Genomic DNA, 15596 nt, shown 5'->3' on the forward strand with positions numbered 1-15596 from the left:
TCCCTCGTTCGGTACCCAGTACCGTAGCGCGGAACGGCGTGCTGCCCCGCTGAGCCGCCGATCCGTCGTACCGAGACGCGATGCCTAGGATGGTCCACCATGCCCACCCCCGCGGGGCGCCCGTCCGCGCCCACGACCGTCCGCGAGCGCCTCCAGCAGGCGGCCTTCGCGCTCTTCGACGAGCAGGGGTACGACGGCACGACGGTCGACGCGATCGCCGAGCGCGCCGGTGTCGGGCGCACGACCTTCTTCCGGGCGTTCCGCTCGAAGGAGGACGTGATCTTCCCGCACCACGACGAGCTGCTCGAGCAGGTGCAGGCCCGTCTCGACGCCGCCTCGTCGCGCCACAGCCTGCTCGCCGTCTCCGAGGCCACCCGGCTCGTGCTGCGCCACTACCTCGCCGAGGGCGAGCTGGCGCGGCGCCGCTACGAGCTGACGCGCAGCGTGCCGAGCCTGCGGGAGCGCGAGATCGCCGGGATGCAGCAGTACCTGCGGGTCTTCCGCGAGTACATCCGCACCTGGATGGACGACGAGCTGCGGGCCGAGCTGATGGCCGGCAGCATCGTCACCGCTCACAACGTCGTCCTGCGTCGCTGGCTGCGGGGCCAGAGCGAGGACGCGCACGCCGACTTCGACGCCGCGATCGCGCAGGTCCTCGACCTGTTCGCCGACCGCGGCGAGCGCGACGGTCGCTCGGGCGCCACGGTCGTCGTCGTCCCCGGGTACGACGACCCCTCCGCCGTCGCCGCGGCCGTCGAGCAGGCGCTGCGCGAGCAGGCGCCCCGCGGCTGAGGCCTCAGGCCGCCGCGACCCCGCCCCGCGATCGGCGGGCGAGGCGCCGCAGGAGCAGCAGCAGCGGCGTACCGACGAGCAGGGCGAGCACCGCCCACGGCAGCAGGACGCCCGCGACCGTCGCGACGCCGCTGCCGAACTCGGCCAGCGCGGCCCAGCCGTCGCGCAGGCCGCCGACGAAGCCGCCCGTCGCCTCGTCGGTGTCGTCGGCGCCGTCGGTGTCGTCGGCCGGGCGCTGCACCTGGACGGTGATGGTCGACCAGCTGGTGGCGTCCTGCAGGTAGGCGAGCTGGGAGGCCAGGCTGTCGAGGTCGGCCTGCCGGCGGGTGAGCTCGCCCTCGATGCTGACGACCTCGCCGAGGTCGTCGGCCTCGGCGAGCAGCGCCTCGACGCGCGCCAGGCTCTCGCGCTGCGCCCGCACGCGGGCCTCGGTGTCCACCACCTGGGTGGTGACGTCCTCCAGGCCCCGGCTGCTGGAGGACGTGGGCGCGAGGTCCTCGACCGCGGTCATCGTCGCGTCGAAGGTGGCGCTCGGCACCCGCAGCACGAGGCGGCTCGCGACGGTCGTGCCGTCGTCGTCGGCCGTCGTCTCCTCGCTCGAGAGGCGGCCGCCGACCTCGTCGGCCAGGCGCTGGACCGCCCGGCGCGTCTCACCGACGTCCTCGGCGAGCAGCTCGACGGTGCCCGTCGCGATGATCGCGGGCGGCTGGGCCGCGGCGGCGGCCGGGGCCGCCCCGCCCGACGACCCCGACGACCCCGACGACCCCGACGAGCGGTCGGTGGCGGCGTCTCCCGCCGTGGCGTCCTGCTCGGTGGCGGCCTCGGGCGCGAGCACGTCCAGGTCGGCGCCGGCGGGGGCGTCCTCCGGGGCGGCCGGCCCGGGGGCGGAGGCCTCCTGGGGGATGCCGGAGCTGCCGGAGCTCTCGGCGCTCTCGTTGCCGGCGCCGCACGCGGCGAGGGCGAGGGTCGTGACGAGGGCCAGCGTGGTGGCCCGGAGGAGCAGGAGTCGGTTCATGGCGGTCCGACGGCGCGACGCCCCGATCGGTTCCGTCCCCGTGGCAGGGTGGGCGCATGGCGCGGGTCGTGGTGGTGGGAGCCGGGGTCGCCGGGCTCGTGGCGGCGTGGTCGCTCGCGCGGTCGGGGCACGCGGTGACGGTGCTCGAGGCGGACGACGTGGTCGGCGGCAAGCTGCGCACGGCCCGGGTCGCCGGGGTGTCCGTCGACGTCGGCGCCGAGGCGATGCTCAACCGCCGGCCCGAGGGCGTGGCGCTCGCGGGCGCGCTCGGCCTGCCCGTGACGCACCCGGCGCTGGTGTCGTCGCGCGTCTGGACCAGCGGCGCCCTGCGCCCCCTGCCCCGCAGCCTCATGGGCGTGCCGCTCGACCTCCCGGGTCTGGAGGCGTCGGGGGTGCTGTCGGACGAGGGGCTGGCGCGGGTGCGCGCCGAGGTCGACCTGCCCGCGGAGGCGGTCGAGACGGGGGAGGACATCACCGTCGGCGACCTCGTCGACCGCCGGCTGGGGCCCGAGGTCACCGACCGGCTCGTCGAGCCGCTCCTCGGCGGGGTGTACGCCGGCGACGCGCGCCGCATCTCCGCCCGCGCCGCCGTGCCCCAGCTGGTCGCGCTGGCCGGCCGTGGCTCGCTGCTCGAGCAGGCCGCCGGGCTGCCCACGACGTACGACGCGCCCGTCTTCGCCGGCATCACCGGCGGGATGGGACGCCTGCCCCTCGCGCTCGCCGCGGCGGTGCGGGACGCCGGGGGAGTGGTCCGGGAGGGGACCCCCGTGCGCGGGCTCCGCCGTACCGAGCCGGAGGGGACGACCGGGCGCGCCCCCACCGTGCTGCTCGACGAGGAGGACGTGGAGGCCGACGCCGTCGTGCTCGCCGTGCCCGCGCCCGTCGCCGCGGTGCTGCTGCGCGACGTGGCGCCGCGGGCGGCCACCGATCTCGAGGCCGTAGCGACGGCGTCCGTCGCGGTGCTCACCTTCGCGTTCCGCGCGGCCGACCTGCCGCCGCTCGACGCGTCGGGCTTCCTCGTGCCGCCCGTGGAGGGGCGGCGCATCAAGGCCTCCACCTTCTCCTCCGACAAGTGGGCCTGGGTCGCGGACGCCGGACGCGGCGCCGGGCCCGCGGGCGAGGACCTCCGGTTCCTGCGCACCTCGGTGGGCCGGGCCGGCGACGACGAGGCCGCCCGGCCCGACGCCGACCTCGTGGCCGACTCGCTCGCCGAGCTCGAGGCCGCCCTGGGCGTCAGCGCGGCGCCGGTCGCCCGCCACGTGCAGCGCTGGCCGGACGGCCTGCCGCAGTACGGTCTCGGCCACCTCGACCGGGTACGGCGGGTGCGCGCCGCCGTCGCCGCCGTCCCCGGCCTGGCGGTCGCGGGTGCGACGTACGACGGCGTCGGCATCCCCGCCGTCGTGGCGTCGGCGCACGCGGCCGTGGCGGCGCTCGACCTCGGCGCCGTCGCCGCGCCCCGGTCCGCTCCCGAGCCCGACCCGCGGTCGGGCGCGCGCAGCGGCGGAGCAGAATGGGGCCCATGAGCGCCGAGACGGAGACGACGGGCACCACGAGCACCACCGGGAACGACCCGCAGGAGCACCTGAAGACCAACGCGGCCAAGCTGCGCGAGATCAACGACACGGTGCGCTACACCATGTGGTCCGTGTTCCGCCTCGAGCACCTGCTGGGCTCCGACGCGAAGCGCAGCAAGGAGGCGAAGGAGGTCGAGCGCCTCTTCGACGCGCTCGCGAAGGACGGCGTCGTCGTCCGCGGCGTGTACGACGTGTCCGGGCTGCGCGCCGACGCCGACCTCATGGTCTGGTGGCACGCGGAGGACTCGGTGGCCCTGCAGGCCGCGTACAACCGCTTCCGCAGCACCGCCTTCGGGCGACGCCTCGCGCCCGTGTGGTCGCAGATGGCGCTGCACCGGCCGGCGGAGTTCAACCGCAGCCACGTGCCCGCGTTCCTCGCCGACGAGACGGTCAAGGCGCACGTGTGCGTCTACCCGTTCGTGCGGTCCTACGAGTGGTACCTCCTGCCCGACGAGGAGCGGCGCGCGCTGCTCGTCGAGCACGGCAAGATGGCGCGCCCCTACCCCGACGTGCGCGCCAACACCGTCAGCTCGTTCGCGCTGGGCGACTACGAGTGGATGCTGGCGTTCGAGGCCGACGACCTCGGCCGCATCGTCGACCTCATGCGCGAGCTGCGCGCCTCCGGCGCCCGCCGCCACGTGCGCGAGGAGACGCCGTTCTACACCGGTGCGCTGACCCCCGTGCGGGAGCTCGTCGAGCGCCTGCCCTGAGCCCGGGGCGCCGGGCGCGCGGGCGCGCGGGACCCGCGCCCGGCGTTCGTGGTGCCAGCGCCACGGAATGTCTGGCGCTGGCCCCACGCAACCTGCGATCGCGGGTCGAGCGGTGGTCGAGGTGGCCGCGCTAGCCGCCGGTGGTTGAGGTGGCCGCCCCGGCGGCCCTCGAAACCACACCTGGACATGCCGGTGGCCCCGCCAGGTCCTGCTGGGGTGGCGGGGTCGGCGCTAGCGGGTTAGTTCAGAGGTGTGGTGCCGGTCGAGTCGACGGCGTATCGAAGCCCGTGCGGGCTGGTCCAGAGGTAGGTGCCGAGGGGGTCGCGGTGGTAATGCCATCGGCGATCGGGCGGATCTGCGCTGGTCGGACTGAAGTCCGGTGGGCTCGCCCCTGACAGCGACGGATGGGTCTTGGCCCTGTGCTCGCCTCGGCAGAGCGGCGCGAGATTAGTCGTGGATGTCTGGCCGGCGCCGGGTGCTGCTTCCCACCGGTAGGGCTCGGTGTGGTCGAGGTCGAGCCCTCGTGCAGCTCTGCCGCAGTAAGGGAAGGCGCAGGTGGGCCGGTCGAGGCGCACTCGTTCGGCGATCCGGTCGGGGACCTCGTACGCGTCGACCGCCACATGCCCGCTGAGGTCGATCACCGGCTTCAAGACCACTTTCGTGCCGGGCGTGCGGCACCAGTCGCGGACCTGGTCGGCCGTGACGAGGCTGCCGGTGTTCTCGAGGCGGGCGAGGTCGATGCCCGTGGTCCCGGTCGCGGCGTCGATGCCGGGTCCGTCACCGGGTCGGTGTGAGGCGATGGCGGCGTCGGAGAGGTGGACGTAGAGCACGACCTGACGGGCGGGTGCCCGGGTCGAGCCGGCCGCCTGCCCAGCGTCTGCCTCCGCACCGTAGAGGTCGAGTGCGGTCTGGCGTCGTGCGAGCTCGCCGAGGGCCATGGAGCGGCGTACGTCGAGGTCCGCGTCGCAACCGGCGGCGGCGAGGTCGGCAGCCACTCGTTGGACGGCGTTGTTCAGGTCGAGGGCGTCGGCGAGGTCGAGGGTGCCGTGGACGGGCACCACACCGGTCCACGGCGACGCCGCGTCGACGGGAGAGGTCTCGACCGTGAAGTAACGGCCGGCGTCCGCATCCGCCCGGTCGAGCTCGGCGTTCTCGGGGTCGAACCGCACCACCGCTTCGGCGACGAGGCGCTCGACGGTCGGCATGGTGGCGCGATGGGCGACGGGGGCGAGGTTCCGGTCCACGAAGTCAGCCGCCTCGGCGGTCAGCGTGCGGGTCAGGGCCGCGATCTTCCGTGCCCGCCACACCGGCAGTGCCTGCTTCTGCGTGGCCGGGTCGGCGCCGGCGTGGACCCGGGCCCACAGCCGCGGGAGGCGGTGACGCAGCTCGATCGCGTCACCGACCAACGGCCGGCCGGACGCGACGGAGCGGCCGAGCGCCGCGGAGATCTCGTACAGGCAGAACTCGGAGACCAGGGGTGCGCCGGGTCCGCCGAGCTCGAGGAACCGGTCACCGCCCGGCACTGAGCTGGGGTCGTCGTGCCAGAGCCCGAGGGGACCGATGGGGTCGCCCACGACGGCGCCGGCCTTGCCGTCGGTGTGGGCGTCGGCCCAGTCGGCGACCGCGACGAACGCCGCTACCTCCGCCGCACGCTGGGTCGCTGCAGCGGCTCGGGCGGTAGCGAGCAGCGCCGGCGTGTCGATGGCGGGTGGGGCCTCGACGACTGCGGTGCTCGGGTGGTTCATACGGACAACGCTAGGGGTGGCCACCGACAGTTCCGGGTCCGCGAACGGGGGTTGGGGAAAGAAGTTCTGAGTCTTTCTCGCCGGGTCCCGGCCGACCTCGCTGTGTCTGCCCGGGCGTGGTTTCGAGGGGCGCTGGCGCGCCCACCTCAACCACCGGAGCGCAGACCGCCGACCTCGTGCGGGCGTGGTTTCGAGGGCCGCTGGCGCGCCCACCTCGACCAGCGCTGGCGCGCCCACCTCGACCACCGCTGACGCGCCCACCTCAACCACCGACCGGGCGCGGCGGACCCGCGCCGTACCGTCCACCATGTGACCACGCGGGCGACCGCGTCGGGGCGCCTCTGCTACGAATGACCCATGTCCTCCCACGGTCTCGCGGTCGCGACGCACGACGCCGTCTGGCGTCTGCACGTCGACCTCCGCCTGACCGCCAGCGCCCTGTGTCGCTGCCGTCGCTGCTCGCTCTGAGACCGACCACCACGCCCGCACCGCGGGCCGTCGCCGCGCCAGCGCGCGGCTGAGCACCCGGCACGACCGAGGCCCGGACCACCGGGCGACACCCCAGGACGCCACCATGACGCTGCAGAACATCCGCCGTACCGACGGACCGGCCCGCGAGACCCCGGCCGGGCTCGCGGTGCTGCCCCTCCTCCAGACGCTCCGCGAGATCGCCGCGGACCCCGACCTCCACGAGCTGGTCGACCTCACCCACCCCGACCGGCAGTCGCTCGAGCTGCACGCGACGCCCGAGCTGCAGGTGTGGCTGCTGACGTGGCCACCCGGGTTCTCGACGGGCTGGCACGACCACGCCGGCTCGCGCGGCGCCTACGCCACCCTGCGGGGTCGGCTGACCGAGCACACGTGGGAGCTCGGCACCCCCTCGGCCTGGCACGTCGGGCGCGGCGAGGCCCGCGCGTACGCCGGCGGTCACGTGCACACGGTGCGCAACGAGACGGGTACGACGGCACTGTCGGTCCACGCGTACGCGCCGAAGCTGACCGCGATGACGCGCTACGAGGAGCGCGGCGGGCGCCTGTCCGTGGTCGGCGTCGAGCAGGCGGGGGTGCAGCTGTGAGCGCCCCGGCCATCGAGACCTGGTACGCGACTGCCGCGACCTCCGCGACCACCCGCACCACCACGCCCCGCACGCCGGCGGCGCCGGCCGGCCCCCGCTTCGAGGAGGTCTGGTTCGACGGTGTCGACGACATGCTGGCGGAGGCGCGGGCCCGGCTGCACCGCCTGAGCCCGCGGGCGGCGTACCAGTCCGTGCTGTGGCGCCGGGCGCTGATCGTCGACATCCGTCCCGAGCGGACCCGCCGCGAGCAGGGCGAGGTCGACCCGCGCCTGCGTCCGGTCGTCGTCGAGCGGGTCGACCTGGAGTGGCTGCTCGACCCGCGCAGCCCGCAGCGCCTGCCGGAGGCGGACTACGACCTCGCGGTGGTGGTGCTGGACGCCCACGGCACGACCTCGTCGCTGGCGGCCGAGTCGCTGCAGCGCCTGGGCCTCCACGACGCCACCGACGTGGTCGGCGGCTTCGCGGCCTGGCGGGGTCAGGGGATGCCGACCGTCTCCTGACGGCTGATCGAGCGCTGGGCCCGGCGGGCGAGGATCTTGTCCTTGACCGCCAGGCTCGGCTTCTCGACGACGTGCCACGAGACGTAGGCGAGCGCCGCGGTCACGAGGGCAACGACGACGAAGTTCACCGCGAGCCGCGTCGTGCCGAACCACAGCACGAAGAGCTGCTGCACGGGGAACGCCCACAGGTACATCCCGTAGGACAGGTCGCCGAAGCGGGCGGCGCGCCGGAAGTACGGCGTGCTGCCCATCCCGACGACGAGCACGACGTAGGGCAACGTCAGCCAGGCGTACCAGTGCAGCTGGTCCGGACGCACCTGCTGCACCAGCACGTGCGCCGCGAGCAGCGCGACGGCGACGTCGGCGCGCAGGAAGCCCCGGCCCCACCGCTCGACCGCGAGGCGGATGAGCGAGCCCGCCATGAACAGCACGGCGAACCGGGCGAACTGCTCCGGCGCGAAGCCCCACACGCGGTCGAAGGTGCCGTTGGGCTGGTAGGCGACCCAGCACAGCCCGAGCACCACGACGAGCAGGGCGGCGAGGCGGAAGCGGTGGTCGCGCAGCACCAGCAGCGGCACCAGCAGGTAGCAGACGAACTCCATGGGCAGCGTCCACAGCGACCCGTTGATCGACGCCGGGTAGGGCAGGTCGTCTGTCACGCCGGGCAGCACGTTCTGGTGGTAGAGCGCGATGTTGCGGAAGTAGTCCCAGGTCAGCGGGTCCGAGAAGTACGAGCGGGCGCCCACCGACGAGGCCAGCGGTCCCAGCACGAGCGCGGTCACCGCCACGAGCACCGCGAGGGCGGGGAAGATGCGCAGGCACCGCGCGGCGAAGTAGGCGACCAGGTCGCGCTTCGACGCCCAGCTCGCTGCGATCAGGTAGCCCGAGATCGAGAAGAAGATGACGACGCCGAGCGTCTCGAGGGAGAACCCGCCGAACTTCGGCGTCTCCTCGGCGCGCCCGACGAGCACGAACCCGTGCCCGACGAGCACCATGAGGGCGCCGACGAGGCGCAGCCCGTCGAGGTTGTTGGTGCGGTGATCCACCCGCGGAACCCTACGGGGTCGCGGGCGGGTCCCCGCTCAGGCCTCCGGGCGCGGCTCGAGCGTCAGCGAGATCGAGTTGATGCAGTAGCGGTCGCCGGTCGGCGTGCCGTACCCGTCGGGGAACACGTGCCCCAGGTGCGAGCCGCACGACGCGCAGCGGACCTCGACGCGCTTCATGCCGTGGGAGTTGTCCTCGATGTACTCGATCGTGTCGCTGATCGGCTGGTAGAACGACGGCCAGCCGCAGCCCGAGTGGAACTTGGTGTCGGACTCGAACAGCTTCGCCGAGCACGCCTTGCAGCGGTAGACGCCGGTCGTCTCGGTGTCGGTGTACTCACCCGTGAACGCGCGCTCCGTGCCGGCCTGGCGGAGCACCGCGTACTCGGCGGGGGACAGCTCGGACCGCCACTGCTCGTCGGTCTTCTCCACGTCGTAGGCCATGGGGTCAACGATACGGACCGGCCTACGATCGACCCAGCTCGTTCGCCCAGGGAGGACACGCCCGTGCGCCAGTGCCGCCGTACCGTCGCGGGTGCCGCGCTGCTCCTCGCCCTCGCGGGGTGCTCCGGGACCTCCGACGAGGCGGGTCCCGCGGACGACCCGGCGAGCAGCACGACCAACAGAACCAATACGACCGGCACGCCCGGTACGCCGCCCGAGGCCGCCGACGACCCTGCCGCCGCCGACCCGTGGGGGCCGGAGCGCCGCGCCGCGTCCGAGGCGGCGTTCACCGAGGCCGTCGCGGCGGCGGGCACGTCGTACGTCGTGGGGGAGGACGGCTTCCACTTCTTCGGCGACGACCGCAACCTGAACCTCTCCCAGGCGCTCGGCCGGGTGCGCCTCGACGCGGCCGGGGCGCAGGAGTGGGCGACCTACCTCACCGACCTGCAGGCGCGGGCCGAGGCCGGGGGCGCCGTGTTCCGCGCCGTCGTCGCCCCCGCGAAGTGGGACGTGCACCGCGACCGGCTGCCCGCCTGGGCGCGGGAGCTGTCGGGGGAGACCTCGGCGCAGGTGCTGCGCCGCCTCCACCCCGACCTGCCGCTCGTCGACGTGCGCGCGGTGCTGCGCGACGCGCCGTACCCGACCTACGACCCGCTCGACAGCCACTGGACCCCGTACGGCGGGTGGCTGGCGTGGGCGGCCGTGGTCGCCGACCTGGAGGCGGCGGGCGTCGAGGGCCTCGCGCTGCCCGAGATGGTCGACGTCGCCACCGTGCCCTCGAACAACGAGCTCGCGGACCTCGGCGTGCCCGACGCGCCGCCGGTGCGGACCGTGCCGGTGTTCGACGGCCCGCAGCCGCCGTCCGAGGTGACCGGTCCCGACGGGGCGCTGCCGGCGAGCGCGGGCGGGGTCGTGGCGCTCGGGGCCATGCCCGCCGAGACGCGCACCCCGGGCGCGCTCGGCACCGCCGAGGTGCTGCTGCTGCGCGACTCGATGCTCACCCTCGTGTCGCCGGCGATCGTGCGCACCAGCCCCCGCACGCTGCAGCACTCCCACGGCATCGCGGGCACCGGGCCCGTCCCCGACGTCGGCGCGCTGGTCGCCCGGGAGAGCCCCGACGTGGTGTTGCTCGTGCTCGCCGAGCGCTACCTCGGCGCGGGCCCGCCCGGCTGACCCGCCTCGAGGGCGGCCGGGTCCGCCGGCCCGTCCACCTCGTCCGGCTCGTCGCCACCGGGCGCGGGCGCGGGAGTCCGGAGGCGGTGCACGACGTGGACCCCCTCGATGCCGCGCAGCTCGACCTCGCGCGCCCCGTCGACGTCGATCAGGGAGCGGTCGGTCACCGCGTCCGCGACGGCCGCGCTCACCAGCACCTCGCCGCCCGCGGCGAGCGCCGCGACGCGCGCGGCGTACGCCACGTGGAGGCCGAAGAGGTCGTTGCCGCGGTGGAGCACCGAGCCGCGGTGGATGCCCATCCGCACCCGCACGCGGGGCTCGCGGCGCCACCCCGCCAGCCGGGCCTGCACCTCGAGCGCCGCCGCGACGGCGTCGTCGGCTGGGCCGAAGGCCACCATGAACCCGTCGCCCTGCGTCTTCACGACCTGCCCGTGGTGGGTCTCGACCGCCCGGCGCACGACCCGGTCGTGGCGGGCCAGCAGCCGCACCCAGGCGCGGTCGCCCAGCCGGTCGTTGAGGCTCGTCGACCCCTCGATGTCGGAGAACAGGATCGTCACGCGCCCGTCGCCCGTCGCGAGCCGCACGAGGTCGGGCCGCTCGACCTGTGCCCAGCCCGCCAGCTCCTCGATCGAGGAGCGCAGGGCCCCGCCGACGCCGCGGTCGCGCACCAGCTCGACGGTCTCCCACACCGCCTTCACGGCCTCCCGGGGGCGGGGCAGCCGGCGCCGCGACCCCGGCCGACCCTCGGCGGCGTGCAGGGCGGCGAGGTCGGCGGCCAGGTCGGCCGCGCGGCGGCGTGCGGTGAGCCAGAGGACGCCGAAGGTCGTCGCGAGGGCGACGGTCGCCACCTGGACGACGACGAGCAGCACGATCGACCAGGTCGGCACGAGCGCATGCTGCCACTACGTTGGGGCCATGGCGAGCAAGGCGGCGGCGGCCGAGGTCATCGCGGGCGACCGCGCGGTGCGGGTCTCGAGCCCCGACCGCGTCATCTACCCCGCGACCGAGCGCACCCCGGACATCACGAAGCTGCAGGTGGCGCAGTACGTCGCGGACGTGTCCGACGGCCTCGTGCGCGCCCTGCGCGAGCGGCCCACCGCGCTGGAGCGCTGGCCCCGCGGCGTGCTCCCGGGCATCGAGCTGTCGACCGGCCGGCCGGGCGAGAAGGCCGACGCGTTCTACCAGAAGCGCGTGCCGACGGGGGCTCCGCCGTACCTGGAGTCGGTAGAGATCACCTTCCCCTCGGGCCGCACGGCCCGCGAGATCTGCGTGACCGAGCCGGCCGTCGCCGTGTGGGCGGCGCAGATGGGCACGATCACCTTCCACCCCTGGCCCGTGCGCCGCGCCGACGTCGACCGCCCCGACGAGCTGCGCATCGACCTCGACCCGCAACCCGGTACGACGTTCCGCGACGCCGCGCGCGTCGCCGGCGTGGCCCGCGAGCTCCTCGCCGAGCACGGCGTCACGGGCTGGTGCAAGACCTCGGGCAACCGCGGGGTGCACGTCTACGTGCGCATCGAGCCACGCTGGGAGTTCACTGACGTGCGCCACGCGGCCATCGGGTTCGCCCGCGAGCTGGAGCGCCGCGACGACCAGGTGACGACGGCGTGGTGGAAGGAGGAGCGCGGGGAGCGGATCTTCGTCGACTACAACCAGAACTGCCGCGACCGCACGATCGCGTCGGCGTACTCCCTGCGGGCCCGCCCCGGTGCCCCCGTCTCGACGCCCCTGACCTGGGACGAGCTGGCCGCGCTGGAGGACCCGCGCGCGCTCAACCTGCTCACCGTGCCGGAGCGGCTCGCCGACGGCGACCCGTGGGAGCGGATGGACGACGAGGCCCACTCGATCGAGCCGTTCCTCGCGATGTTCGCCGAGCAGGGGTCCGTCGAGCTGCCCTACCCGCCCGACCACCCCAAGATGCCCGGCGAGCCGCCGCGCGTGCAGCCGAGCAAGAAGGTCGCCGACCACTGGGACGCGGCCGGCAACCGGGTGGAGTGACCCGTCCGGCGCCGGCCCGGCGGCCGCCGGGCCTCAGACGCCGGTGATGCCCTCGCCGTGGCCGTCGGCCTGCTCGGCGAACGTCTCCTGCTCGAGCAGGTGCAGCACCGGTACGTCGAGGTGGCGCCGCGCCCGGGAGGTCCAGTCGACGCCGAAGAACTCCGCCACCACGTGGGGGCTGGTCAGCACGATGACCTCGGCCGCGTCGACGGCGGCGACGGTGGCGCGCAGCGCGTCGATGGGGTGGTCGTCGACGACGGCGCCCTGGGCGGTGGCGCCGTCGGCGCGCAGCAGCGCCAGCGTGCGCGCGAGGCCCTCGTGCGCCTCGACCTCGCTCTGGTCGTGCAGCTCGTCGAGGTCGATGCTCGCCAGCGCGTAGCTGGGGGAGCCCACGACGTCGCCGGAGCCCAGCGTGCCCACCGCGGTCGCGACGCGCTCGGCGGCGTCGTCGACGGGGAGGAGCACGTCGTACACCACCTCGTCGCCCAGCTCGAGGTGGAGCGACGTCACCTGACGGGCGTCGAGCTCCGTCAGGGGCTGCTCGACGAGCAGGACGACGTGGTAGGTCATGGCGTCTCCTCGGTGGTGCGGTCGGTCGGGGCTGCGGTGTCGGACGGGGTCAGGACGGTGGTGAGGTCGTAGCCGACCGGCTCGTCGAGCTGGTCGTACCCGCAGGACGACGGGTCGCGGTCCGGCCGCCACCGCTTGAACTGCGCGGTGTGGCGGAAGCGGCGGCCCTCCATGTGGTCGTAGCCGACCTCGAGCACCCGCTCGGGCCGCAGCGGGGTGAAGGACAGGTCCTTGCCCGCGCTCCAGCGCGACTGCGTGCCGGGCACGCGGTCGGGGTTCGCGACGGCCCACTCCTCCCACGCGCCCCAGGGGTGCTCCTCGACCGGGCAGACCAGCGGCGCCAGCTCCTCGATCAGCTCGGCGCGGCGGGCGGCGGTGAACGAGGCGGAGACCCCCACGTGCTGCAGCGTGCCGTCCGCGTCGTGCAGGCCCAGCAGCAGCGAGCCGAGCAGGGGGCGCTCGGGGGTCGAGGTCTTGTGCTCCCGGTAGCCCGCGACCACCACGTCCGCGGTGCGCGCGTGCTTGATCTTCAGCATGGTGCGGCCGTTCTCCGTGTACGGCGCGTCGAGGGGCTTGGCGACGACCCCGTCGAGCCCGGCGCCCTCGAACTGCTCGAACCAGGCGGCGGCCTCGGCGGCGTCCGTCGTGGTGCGCACGAGGTGGCAGCCGGTCAGCCCGTCGTCGTGCACCCGGCCGGCGAGGTGGGCCAGCGCCTCGGCGAGGGCCGCGCGGCGCTCGGCGAACGGCCGGTCGACGTACGACGTGTCGCCCAGCGCGAGGAGGTCGAAGGCCACGAACCCGGCCGGGACGGTCTCGGACAGCATCCGCACCCGCGAGGCCGCCGGGTGGATGCGCTCCTGCAGCACCTCGAACTGCAGGCGCGGCACTCCGTCCTCCCCGGGGGCGGACACGAACAGCTCGCCGTCGAGGACGCAGCGCTCCGGCAGCTGCTCGAGGACGGCGGCCACGACCTCGGGGAAGTAGCGCGTCAGGGGCTTGGTGTTGCGCGACGTCAGCTCGACCTCGTCGCCGTCGCGGAACACCAGGCAGCGGAAGCCGTCCCACTTGGGCTCGAACGACAGCCCGCCGCGGCCGGCCCAGGTGGCCGGGTCCGGCACCTGCGCGACCGACTTGGCCAGCATCGGCCGCACGGGCGGCATCACGGGCAGGTCCACGGGGCGACCCTATCCATGCGGCGCCACGAGCGCGGGGCGGGCGCGCCGCCGGGTCGCACAGGGTCGCACGGGGTCGCACCGGGTCGCATAGGGTGGGGCACTGCCCGCGACGTCCGGCGACGCGCGCGCATTCCCCGGTTGGTCTGCCGGCAGGGCCCGCCTGACTTTGAATCAGGACAAGCGACGTAGGTTCGACTCCTACCCGGGGAGCCTCTCCCCGCGGGCGCCACGCGCCCCGAGGCCCGACTAGGGTGGGGCCGCATGAGCGCGATCACCGTCATCGTCCTGGCCGCCGGCGGCGGCACGCGCATGAGGTCGAAGACCATGAAGGTCCTCCACCGCGTGGGCGGGCGCAGCATGGTGGGCCACGTCCTGGCGGCAGCGCAGTCCGTCGCCCCCGACCGGGTGGTCACGGTCGTGGGCCACCAGCGCGAGCAGGTGGGCGCGCACGTGCTCGAGCTGGCGCCGGGATCGGTGCTGGCGGTGCAAGAGACCCAGGAGGGCACCGGCCACGCGGTCCGCGTGGCCGTCGAGGCCCTCGGCGGCCAGGTCGACGGCACCGTCGTCGTGCTGACGGCCGACACGCCCCTGCTGCGCGGCGACAGCCTCGCCGCGTTCCTCGCCGACCACGAGGCCGCCGAGCGCGCGGTCAGCATCCTGTCGGGCGAGGTGGCCGACCCGTTCGGCTACGGCCGGATCGTGCGCGACGAGGACGGCGACGTCCTCGCCATCGTCGAGCAGAAGGACGCCGACGCCGACCAGCGCGAGATCCGCGAGATCAACTCCGGCATCCTCGCCTTCGACGGCGCGTTCCTCACCGAGGCCCTGGGCCGGATCGGCAACGACAACGCCAAGGGCGAGTACTACCTGACCGACGCGGTGGGCCTGGCCCGCGAGTCGGGCCTGACCGTCGGCGCCTACTGCCTGGAGGACGTGCGGCAGACCGAGGGCGCCAACGACCGCTCCCAGCTCGCGCGCCTGGGCAAGGAGATGAACCGCCGCATCCTCGAGCACTGGATGACCGAGGTGGGGGTCACGATCATGGACCCCGACACCACCTGGATCGAGGACGACGTGGTGCTCGCCCGCGACGTCACGATCCTGCCGGGCACGCAGCTGCTCGGGGCGACGGTGGTCGCCGAGGACGCCGTCATCGGGCCCGACACCACGCTGGAGGACTGCGAGGTCGGCGCCGGCGCCCGCGTCGTGCGCACCCACGGCCAGCTCGCCGTCGTCGGCGACGGGGCCCAGGTCGGCCCCTACGCCTACCTGCGCCCGGGCACGCGCACCGGCACCGGCTCGAAGGTCGGCACGTTCGTCGAGACCAAGAACGCGGTGCTGGCCGACGGCGCGAAGGTGCCCCACCTGTCGTACGTCGGCGACGCCGAGGTCGGCGAGGGCAGCAACGTGGGCGCGGGCACCGTCTTCGCCAACTACGACGGCGTCGCGAAGCACCGCACGACGATCGGCCGCCACGCCCGCACCGGGTCGAACAACACCTTCGTGGCGCCCGTCACGATCGGCGACGGCGCGGGCACCGGCGCCGGCACGGTCGTGCGCGAGGACGTCCCGCCCGGCGCCCTGGCCGTCTCGGCCGGCCCGCAGCGCAACCTCGAGGGCTGGGCGGCCCGGCGCCGTCCGGGCACGGCGCAGGCCCGGGCGGCCGAGGCGGCGGGCGGGGAGGCGGGCGCGGAGGAGCGTCCCCACCCCTGAGTTGGCGCCACCCCCGCGGTAGGCGAGAATCGGCGGGGCCGACCGACCCCGGCCTCCCCCGAGCCCGAC

At 74.9% G+C, this 15596-nt stretch carries 15 protein-coding genes and 1 tRNA gene; 9 read left to right on the plus strand and 7 right to left on the minus strand.

All coding sequences use genetic code 11. From position 1 onward, the window contains the following. Nucleotides 1–99: 99 nt before the first annotated feature. Entirely contained in the window at nt 100–792 is a 693-nt protein-coding gene (locus INN71_RS03660) for a TetR/AcrR family transcriptional regulator (RefSeq protein ID WP_277500606.1), read from the plus strand. A 4-nt stretch (nt 793–796) separates the two neighbouring features. On the opposite strand, the gene INN71_RS03665 is transcribed toward INN71_RS03660, so the two are convergent. Further along, complete coding sequence (locus INN71_RS03665; protein ID WP_301799658.1) at nt 797–1807, minus strand: DUF4349 domain-containing protein; 1011 nt, start codon at nt 1805–1807, stop codon at nt 797–799. 56 nt (nt 1808–1863) lie between these two features. Here INN71_RS03665 and hemG point away from each other — a divergent pair, with 56 nt between their 5' ends. Both hemG and hemQ read left to right on the plus strand, forming a co-directional pair. Then, nucleotides 1864–3330 carry a protoporphyrinogen oxidase gene (hemG, locus tag INN71_RS03670; RefSeq protein WP_301799659.1) on the plus strand — a complete coding sequence of 489 codons (1467 nt, stop codon included), beginning with the start codon at nt 1864–1866 and terminating at the stop codon, nt 3328–3330. Beyond that, nucleotides 3327–4091, plus strand: coding sequence for a hydrogen peroxide-dependent heme synthase (hemQ, locus tag INN71_RS03675; RefSeq protein ID WP_367619020.1), 765 nt, complete (start codon nt 3327–3329; stop codon nt 4089–4091). Before hemG ends, hemQ begins: the two co-directional genes overlap by 4 nt. 239 nt (nt 4092–4330) lie before the next feature. On the opposite strand, the gene INN71_RS03680 is transcribed toward hemQ, so the two are convergent. Beyond that, a complete protein-coding gene (locus INN71_RS03680; protein ID WP_277500609.1) occupies nt 4331–5836 on the minus strand; it encodes an HNH endonuclease signature motif containing protein in 1506 nt (501 codons plus the stop codon). A gap of 574 nt (nt 5837–6410) precedes the next feature. Between INN71_RS03680 and INN71_RS03685 the strand changes: the two genes are divergently transcribed. Together INN71_RS03685 and INN71_RS03690 are read left to right on the plus strand one after the other, a co-directional pair. Then, nucleotides 6411–6911 carry a cysteine dioxygenase family protein gene (locus INN71_RS03685; protein WP_277500610.1) on the plus strand — a complete coding sequence of 167 codons (501 nt, stop codon included), beginning with the start codon at nt 6411–6413 and terminating at the stop codon, nt 6909–6911. Beyond that, entirely contained in the window at nt 6908–7411 is a 504-nt protein-coding gene (locus INN71_RS03690) for a rhodanese-like domain-containing protein (RefSeq protein WP_277500611.1), read from the plus strand. The genes INN71_RS03685 and INN71_RS03690 overlap by 4 nt, the downstream gene beginning before the upstream one ends. On the opposite strand, the gene INN71_RS03695 is transcribed toward INN71_RS03690, so the two are convergent. Beyond that, the gene (locus tag INN71_RS03695) at nt 7387–8457 is read right to left on the minus strand and encodes an acyltransferase (RefSeq protein WP_277500612.1); all 1071 of its coding nucleotides are present in this window, start codon (nt 8455–8457) and stop codon (nt 7387–7389) included. The genes INN71_RS03690 and INN71_RS03695 overlap by 25 nt on opposite strands. A 36-nt stretch (nt 8458–8493) precedes the next feature. After that, nucleotides 8494–8898: a peptide-methionine (R)-S-oxide reductase MsrB gene (gene msrB / locus INN71_RS03700; RefSeq protein ID WP_277500613.1), complete on the minus strand. Its 405-nt coding sequence runs from the start codon at nt 8896–8898 to the stop codon at nt 8494–8496. A gap of 63 nt (nt 8899–8961) precedes the next feature. On the opposite strand from msrB, the gene INN71_RS03705 reads away from it, so the two are divergent. Further along, nucleotides 8962–10071: a hypothetical protein gene (locus tag INN71_RS03705; protein WP_277500614.1), complete on the plus strand. Its 1110-nt coding sequence runs from the start codon at nt 8962–8964 to the stop codon at nt 10069–10071. Here the strand turns inward: INN71_RS03705 and INN71_RS03710 are convergent. Next, on the minus strand, nt 10044–10958 hold the full coding sequence (locus tag INN71_RS03710) for an adenylate/guanylate cyclase domain-containing protein (RefSeq protein ID WP_277500615.1): 915 nt from the start codon (nt 10956–10958) through the stop codon (nt 10044–10046). The genes INN71_RS03705 and INN71_RS03710 overlap by 28 nt on opposite strands. 28 nt (nt 10959–10986) lie before the next feature. On the opposite strand from INN71_RS03710, the gene INN71_RS03715 reads away from it, so the two are divergent. After that, on the plus strand, nt 10987–12069 hold the full coding sequence (locus INN71_RS03715) for a DNA polymerase domain-containing protein (protein ID WP_277500616.1): 1083 nt from the start codon (nt 10987–10989) through the stop codon (nt 12067–12069). A gap of 33 nt (nt 12070–12102) precedes the next feature. Here INN71_RS03715 and INN71_RS03720 read toward each other — a convergent pair whose 3' ends face one another. Further along, nucleotides 12103–12639: a hypothetical protein gene (locus INN71_RS03720; protein ID WP_277500617.1), complete on the minus strand. Its 537-nt coding sequence runs from the start codon at nt 12637–12639 to the stop codon at nt 12103–12105. Then, the gene (locus INN71_RS03725) at nt 12636–13814 is read right to left on the minus strand and encodes an ATP-dependent DNA ligase (RefSeq protein ID WP_277500618.1); all 1179 of its coding nucleotides are present in this window, start codon (nt 13812–13814) and stop codon (nt 12636–12638) included. Before INN71_RS03725 ends, INN71_RS03720 begins: the two co-directional genes overlap by 4 nt. 131 nt (nt 13815–13945) lie before the next feature. Here INN71_RS03725 and INN71_RS03730 point away from each other — a divergent pair. Next, a tRNA-Gln gene (locus INN71_RS03730) sits at nt 13946–14024 on the plus strand. 51 nt (nt 14025–14075) lie between these two features. Then, complete coding sequence (gene glmU, locus INN71_RS03735) at nt 14076–15527, plus strand: bifunctional UDP-N-acetylglucosamine diphosphorylase/glucosamine-1-phosphate N-acetyltransferase GlmU (RefSeq protein WP_277500619.1); 1452 nt, start codon at nt 14076–14078, stop codon at nt 15525–15527. Nucleotides 15528–15596: the final 69 nt, after the last annotated feature.

This window comes from Nocardioides sp. ChNu-153 (genome assembly GCF_030466625.1).
Taxonomy (GTDB): Bacteria; Actinomycetota; Actinomycetes; order Propionibacteriales; family Nocardioidaceae; genus Nocardioides.

Coding starts and splice junctions, on each gene's coding strand:
- INN71_RS03685 (WP_277500610.1), top strand. CDS start 6,411: ATGACGCTGCAGAACATCCGCCGTACCGACGGACCGGCCCGCGAGACC.
- INN71_RS03660 (WP_277500606.1), top strand. CDS start 100: ATGCCCACCCCCGCGGGGCGCCCGTCCGCGCCCACGACCGTCCGCGAG.
- hemG (WP_301799659.1), top strand. CDS start 1,864: ATGGCGCGGGTCGTGGTGGTGGGAGCCGGGGTCGCCGGGCTCGTGGCG.
- INN71_RS03665 (WP_301799658.1), bottom strand. CDS start 1,807: ATGAACCGACTCCTGCTCCTCCGGGCCACCACGCTGGCCCTCGTCACG.
- glmU (WP_277500619.1), top strand. CDS start 14,076: ATGAGCGCGATCACCGTCATCGTCCTGGCCGCCGGCGGCGGCACGCGC.
- INN71_RS03715 (WP_277500616.1), top strand. CDS start 10,987: ATGGCGAGCAAGGCGGCGGCGGCCGAGGTCATCGCGGGCGACCGCGCG.
- msrB (WP_277500613.1), bottom strand. CDS start 8,898: ATGGCCTACGACGTGGAGAAGACCGACGAGCAGTGGCGGTCCGAGCTG.
- INN71_RS03680 (WP_277500609.1), bottom strand. CDS start 5,836: ATGAACCACCCGAGCACCGCAGTCGTCGAGGCCCCACCCGCCATCGAC.
- INN71_RS03720 (WP_277500617.1), bottom strand. CDS start 12,639: ATGACCTACCACGTCGTCCTGCTCGTCGAGCAGCCCCTGACGGAGCTC.
- hemQ (WP_367619020.1), top strand. CDS start 3,327: ATGAGCGCCGAGACGGAGACGACGGGCACCACGAGCACCACCGGGAAC.